This is a genomic window from Polaromonas sp. P1_E1_2, from assembly GCF_056406035.1.
The window spans coordinates 1-3,998 of sequence record NZ_JBFUAZ010000404.1 but is presented as its reverse complement, the minus strand read 5'-3'; the positions used below and the strand labels follow the sequence as shown (position 1 = coordinate 3,998).

Sequence of the window (3,998 nt, the reverse complement as noted above, 5' to 3'; positions counted from 1 at the left end):
GGCCCGCATTGAGTCGATCGACGACGAACGTGTGCGTGCAGACCTGGATGCCGGAAAAGTTGTCATCATCACCGGCTTTCAGGGTGTGGACGAGGCCGGCAATGTCACCACACTGGGCCGTGGCGGCTCCGACACATCGGCTGTGGCGATTGCAGCCGCGCTCAAGGCCCACGAATGCCTGATTTACACCGACGTCGACGGCGTTTACACCACCGACCCGCGTGTGGTGCCCGAAGCGCGACGCCTGCACACCGTGAGCTTTGAAGAGATGCTGGAGATGGCCTCCATGGGCTCCAAGGTGCTGCAGATCCGCTCGGTGGAATTTGCCGGCAAATACAAGGTGCCGCTGCGYGTGCTGTCCAGCTTCACCGAATGGGACATCGACATCAACGAAGAAGCCAAGTCAGGCACTTTGATCAGCTTTGAGGAAGACGAAAACATGGAACAAGCCATCGTATCGGGCATCGCATTCAACCGCGATGAAGCCAAAATCTCCGTGCTCGGCGTGCCCGACACCCCTGGTATCGCGTACCAGATCCTGGGCGCCGTGGCCGATGCCAACATCGAAGTCGACGTGATCATCCAGAACGTCAGCAAGGACGGCAAGACCGACTTCAGTTTCACCGTTCACCGCAACGATTACTCCAAAGCCATCGACCTGCTGAAAACCCAGGTGGTGCCCAAGCTGGGCGCGCAGGAAGTCACCGGCGACGCCAAGATCTGCAAAGTCAGTATCGTCGGTATCGGCATGCGCAGCCATGTGGGCATCGCCAGCAAGATGTTCCGCGTGCTGAGCGAAGAGGGCATCAACATCCAGATGATTTCCACCAGCGAAATCAAGACTTCCGTCGTCATCGACGAAAAGTACATGGAACTCGCCGTGCGCGCCCTGCACAAGGCTTTTGACCTGGACCAGCCCGCCGCCTGAAAATGGCCGGGAAGTCGTGAGATAATCGATTTATTGGAAACGTGACCGAGTGGCCGAAGGTGCTCCCCTGCTAAGGGAGTATGGGGTGTAGAGCCTCATCGAGGGTTCGAATCCCTCCGTTTCCGCCAAGACTACCGACTCTCTCCCGCATGGGGCAGAGTCGGTTTTTTTACGCCCCATTTTTGCGGTTGTTTCAAGAATGGGTAACCCTGCTTTMAACGCGAAGCGGCCGTCGCGCTGATTCTGGCCGCGTTCCTGGACTCAAGCTTTTCCAGGTCAGATGGCCCCGCACAACGTTAAAGAATCACCATGAAGTTGGTCGCCTCTTTTGCTTTGCTCACCACACTGATTGGCTGCGTCAGCATTCCAACGCCGGGCGGCGAGGCCGCCACAGTACCTTCCACCCGACATCTACTGTTCTCGGAGGCGGCGGCCGACAAAGGCACGGTATCGGTAACGCGGGACTCCGGGTTTGCCGGATCCGATTGCCCAACCACCTTGTTTGTGAACGACAAGATGGCGGCACTCGGGAAGGCTGGCGAAACAGTCACGCTGCATCTGCCCGCAGAGCCTGTGACTCTTGGCGCCATACCTTTCGGCGTGTGCGGCGGCGGTCTTGCGCGACTAGAGATCCATCCCACCCCAGCCAGGCCGGCTCGTTACCGGATCGGACCTGACGGCGATGGAGAAATAGACTTCTACCCAATCGTTTCACGCTAGCGTCAAAGCATTGATTCGCCAAAATCGAGCGAAAGGCGAGAAAGGCGACAAATTTCCGTAAATATTGACGACTACGAGCCTGTCCGCCTCGCAAGTAATACCTACTTTYGGCTAGCCTCGTAGTTGAATGCAAAACATGGCAATAAACCATCTTGATGTGGATGACGGGTCAATACACCCCGGCACACGCACATCGCTATTCCAGCCTTCACCCTTGCTGGCAGATTGCGTATGTGCTTATGTGGTGCGCGACACCTTGGACGCCCAGCTGAGCCCCAAACAAAGCTTCAGTCATTTGCCGGTGTCTCCGCTGGTCAGTATTGTCTGGTCGATTCACGGTGGACGATCATCGATGCCTATCGATGTTGATGAATGGCCCCCGTCGTCAAGGCGGGTCGTCTTGCGCGGCCCTCGCACGCAACCCAGCGTCTGGCAAAGCCACGGCCCCGCCTTTGGGTTTTCATTGACTATTTTTCCGGATGCATTTCATGCACTGACACATCTGAATGTGGCCGGTTTGCTGGACCAGGCCAGGAATCTGCAAACTGTACTGGGCAAAGACTGGCAGCAGATGGCGATTGCCGTCCTGCGGGCCAGCGACGATCTGGCACGCATTCAAATCATTGAAGCTTTTTTAACGCCTCGCTGGATATCCGTGCGTTCGCCGCGGCCGGTGGCAACACCGCCGGATGGCCTGTCCTTGTTCAATGACTGGGTTGATGCGGTAGCGCTGCGTGCATCCGCGTCAACCCATGGGCAAAGCACGCGCCAACGAGAGCGGTTCATCAAGGGGCAATTGGGGCTTCCCATGCGTTCGATCCGCGGGCTGGTACGCATGGAGTCGACATTGACGCGTGGACACGGCGCCAGCGCGTTTGGCGGCTCGTCTTTGGTGGATGTCGCCGATGCAATGGGATTCTCCGACCAGGCGCACTTGTGCCGGGAAGTGAAACGCTACTCGGGTCTGAGTCCAACGGATCTGCAACGCGCCATTGAAACCCAGGAGTCTTATTGGCCCTACCGGTTGAGGCAGGCGCTGAAGGCGCGTTGATAGCCCCGGGGCCCTGCCCACAGGTGTGTACAGGCGCCCGTACTTCTTGTGCACCCAGTGCCACAAGATGCGCCGCACATGTCGTTTTGATTCAAGACCGCACCTCCATATTTCCGTAATATCCGAGGCTTTTGTTTGCTTGGCGAACAAAGGCGTCCAGTCATGGCGCCAAGTTTGGCCTCGCTGGTTCTGAAAATTGGAAATTGCATTGCAGCTACTCACTGAACAGACCGCAACCATCGCCAGATCCGTCGAGGCCACATACCTGTACGCGACAAATCTCGAGCTTTTTGCCGAGTGGTTTCCGGGCGTTCTATTCATAGAATCAGCCAACACGCTTGAGCACGCGCAGCGCGGCAAGGAATATCTGGAAACGGTCGCCGTCCCTCTCAGGGGCAAAAGAAAAATCAAAATCAGGGTCAAAGATGCCCAATCCAACAAGGTATTCATTACAGAGGGCGAGTTCTCGCCTTTGATGCCAAGAATGGAGATGCTATTTCAGGCAACGGGTGCTGATTCCTGCAGCGTTACATGGCGCATGCTCAGTCGCAACGACAGCTTGCTATTCAAAGCCACGCTCCTGCATTTATTCAAAAGCGTCATGCACAAAAGGGCGGAAATTGGCATGAAGCGGTTGCGGCAGAAACTCGAAAACCTGGTGGCTGAACCCGCTGAAACCTAGCAAGGCGTTGCGCCAGTCAACCCCACCCCCGCTCCGCTACGACTTTTCCCGGTGAATTTCTGCTTTTTATCTTGAACCCCACCATGCGCTTGCAAATCAGCCCTCAATTTCTCGGTATGAGCCTGGCTCTGCTGATCGTCACTTCTCCGGGCCACGCCCAGGGCGTCTACAAATGGGTGGATGCCGAGGGCCGGACCCACTACGGCGCGCAGCCGCCCGTCACCGAAAAGGGCGTCGAGCCACTGAAGCTGCACAGCAACAGCGGCTTTGGCGGCGACAACAACGGCAAGGTGCGCGCCACAGAATACAACGCCGATGGCACCAAGAAGATCCCCAAGAACGTACAGGACCTGGCAAAAGGGATGGAGAAAGCCCTGCAGAAAGCAGACCCCAGGGAGGTGCCGCTGGACTGCGCCAGCGCGGTCAGGAATGCGCAGGACCAGGCGGATACGGCGCTGGAGGTGAGCGCCAAGAACCTGAAAACCGGCTACATCACCCAGGCCAACTACGACAACAACGCCGCCAGGTTTCGTCGCGCCAAGGCAGAGACCAATCTGACCAGTTGCCAGTCCGCCATGGGCAGGGACCGCGCCTTCTACCAATGCATGTCCAACAGC

At 57.4% G+C, this 3,998-nt stretch carries 5 protein-coding genes and 1 tRNA gene; all 6 read left to right on the top strand.

Going from position 1 to position 3,998, the window contains the following annotated elements; translation table 11 throughout:
* A partial coding sequence (locus tag AC1D1P_RS16685; RefSeq protein ID WP_477673736.1) for an aspartate kinase occupies nt 1-928 on the top strand: 928 nt, incomplete at its 5' end.
* 35 nt (nt 929-963) lie between these two features.
* Nucleotides 964-1,056: transfer RNA gene (locus AC1D1P_RS16680), tRNA-Ser, on the top strand.
* 181 nt (nt 1,057-1,237) lie between these two features.
* Complete coding sequence (locus AC1D1P_RS16675; protein WP_477673735.1) at nt 1,238-1,648, top strand: hypothetical protein; 411 nt, start codon at nt 1,238-1,240, stop codon at nt 1,646-1,648.
* 136 nt (nt 1,649-1,784) lie between these two features.
* A complete protein-coding gene (locus AC1D1P_RS16670; RefSeq protein WP_477673734.1) occupies nt 1,785-2,699 on the top strand; it encodes a hypothetical protein in 915 nt (304 codons plus the stop codon).
* 208 nt (nt 2,700-2,907) lie between these two features.
* Nucleotides 2,908-3,381: an SRPBCC family protein gene (locus AC1D1P_RS16665; RefSeq protein WP_477673733.1), complete on the top strand. Its 474-nt coding sequence runs from the start codon at nt 2,908-2,910 to the stop codon at nt 3,379-3,381.
* A gap of 116 nt (nt 3,382-3,497) precedes the next feature.
* The coding region (locus AC1D1P_RS16660; protein ID WP_477673732.1) for a DUF4124 domain-containing protein at nt 3,498-3,998 on the top strand (501 nt) is incomplete at its 3' end.

Bases quoted from the DNA above. Each gene is read 5' to 3' on its own strand.
- AC1D1P_RS16670 (WP_477673734.1), top strand. From the start codon at position 1,785: ATGGCAATAAACCATCTTGATGTGGATGACGGGTCAATACACCCCGGC.
- AC1D1P_RS16675 (WP_477673735.1), top strand. From the start codon at position 1,238: ATGAAGTTGGTCGCCTCTTTTGCTTTGCTCACCACACTGATTGGCTGC.